Origin of the sequence: Sphingomonas sp., assembly GCF_040398505.1 — a bacterium.
Taxonomy (GTDB): domain Bacteria; phylum Pseudomonadota; class Alphaproteobacteria; order Sphingomonadales; family Sphingomonadaceae; genus Sphingomonas.
Genome location: NZ_JBBATX010000188.1, coordinates 1 through 2,165 on the forward strand (window position 1 = coordinate 1; position 2,165 = coordinate 2,165).

Consider the following 2,165-nt stretch of genomic DNA (forward strand, 5'->3'; position numbering starts at 1 on the left):
AACACCCAGAACAGCGACAGCGGCAGGAACACCTTCCAGCCCAGCCGCATCAACTGGTCGTAGCGATAGCGCGGGACGGTCGCCTTCACCCAGCTGAACAGGAAGAAGAACACCAGCATCTTGGCGAACAGCCACAGGATGCCCGGCACCGCGTACAGGATCGGGATGTCGAGCGGCGGCAGATACCCGCCCCAGAACAGCGTCGCGTTGAGCGTGCACATCAAAATGACGTTGGCATATTCGCCGAGCCAATACAGTGCGAACGACATGCTCGAATATTCGGTCTGATATCCCGCGACCAGCTCGCTCTCCGCCTCGGTCAGATCGAACGGCGCACGCTGCGTTTCGGCAAGCGAGGAGATGAAGAAAACCACCGCCATCGGGAACAAGAGCGGGTTGATAAAGAAGCCGTTGATCAGCCCGAACCCCATGCCGCGCTGCGCCTCGACGATGTCGGTCAGGTTGAAGCTGCCGCTCCACAGCACGATCGAAATCAGCACGAAGCCGATCGCGACTTCGTAACTCACCATCTGCGCCGCAGCGCGGATCGCCGAATAGAAGGGGTATTTCGAATTGGACGACCAGCCTGCGAGGATGATGCCGTACACGCCGAGCGACGACGCCGCGAGCACGTAGAGCAAGCCGACATTGATGTTGGCAAGCGCGGCGCGCTCATCGAACGGCACCACCGCCCACACGATCAGCGCGACCGTGAAGGTGATGATCGGCGCGAGCAGGAACAGCACCTTGTTCGCGGCCGAGGGGATGATCGTTTCCTGCAGGAACACCTTCAACCCGTCGGCAAAGCTTTGTAGCAGCCCGAACGGTCCGACGACGTTGGGCCCGCGCCGCAGCGCCATCGACGCCCAGATCTTGCGGTCGGCATAAATGATCATCGCCACCGACAGCATCAGCGGGAGGGCGATCAGCAAAATGTCGATGATGGTCCAGAGGAACCACGATCCTTCATAGCCGAGCGTGGCGGAGGTCCAACTTGTCATCCGAGATTTCCCACCCCGGCGAAGGCCGGGGCCCAGTCGCGGAGGTCGTAGTTATTGAGCGCTGCGCCCAGCCAATCGGCCACGCGCAACTGGGCCCCGGCCTTCGCCGGGGAAGCGATGAGGGGGGAATAGGTCATTCCGCCGCCTCCGCAAACTCAACGCCATGCACCAGTTCCGCCGAGCAGCGCTGCATCGTCGGCGATGCGCGACAGATCGCGTTGGTCAGATAGAAATCCTGGATCGGATAGCCCACGATCTCGCCCGAAGCCGTCGCATCGAGCGCAGGCGGCGCCCAGTCGAACGTTGCCAGCCCCAGCGTCGCGAGCGCCGGCGTATCCACGCCCATCGCCGCACGCAGCTCGTCGAGCGTATCGAACGGCAACGACTTGCCCAGCACCGCCGAGAGCGCGCGGAGGATCGTCCAATCCTCACGCGCGTCACCCGGCGGGAACACGGCGCGCTCGCCACGTTGCACGCGGCCTTCGAGGTTAACGTAGGTCCCCGACTTTTCAGCGTAGGATGCGCCCGGCAAAATCACATCCGCCGCCGCGGCACCCTTGTCGCCATGATGGCCGACATAGACTTTGAAGCTGCTCGCAAACTTCCCGAAATCGACCTCGTCCGCGCCGAGGAAGAAGGCGAGCTTCGGTGCCGCCGCGACGACATCGGCGATGCCGCGCTTCTGCGCATAACCGAGCATCAACCCGCCCATCCGGCTCGCCGCCATGTGGAGCACGTTGAAGCCGTTCCAGTCCTCCTTGACCAGACCCAGCGGCCCGACCAGCGCGAGCGCGCCGCCGAGCGCCTTGAGCCCTGCCCCGCCGACGATCACCATCGGCCGCTCGGCCTTGCCGAACGCCTCGATCACCGCCTCGGGCAGATTGCCGAGCAATGCCAGATCGGCGCCGAGCCATTCGACCTTATAGGTCAGCTCGGTCTCCGGCCCGATCGCGAAGACCTTCGCGCCCTTCTTGATCGCCTTTCGGATCCGCGTGTTCACCAGCGGCGCTTCCCAGCGCACATTGGTGCCGACCAGCAGGATCACATCGGCCCGCTCGGTGCCCGCAATCGTCGTGTTGAAATTGACCGCCGCCAGCGACGAGGTGTCGTAATCCATCCCCGTCTGCCGCCCTTCAAGCAGCGACGAGCCGAACGACGCCAGCA

Annotated in this window: 3 protein-coding genes; all 3 read right to left on the bottom strand. The window is 63.7% G+C overall.

Annotated features, from left to right (window positions below):
- On the bottom strand, positions 1 to 1,001 hold a 1,001-nt coding region (nuoH, locus tag ABWP09_RS14225), incomplete at its 3' end, for an NADH-quinone oxidoreductase subunit NuoH (RefSeq protein ID WP_353205775.1).
- Positions 998 to 1,138 (bottom strand): hypothetical protein, encoded by a 141-nt coding sequence (locus tag ABWP09_RS14230; RefSeq protein WP_353205776.1) that lies wholly within the window; start codon positions 1,136 to 1,138, stop codon positions 998 to 1,000. The genes nuoH and ABWP09_RS14230, both read right to left, overlap by 4 nt.
- Positions 1,135 to 2,165: molybdopterin-dependent oxidoreductase (locus ABWP09_RS14235; RefSeq protein ID WP_353205777.1), on the bottom strand; the 1,031-nt coding region annotated here is incomplete at its 5' end. The genes ABWP09_RS14235 and ABWP09_RS14230, both read right to left, overlap by 4 nt.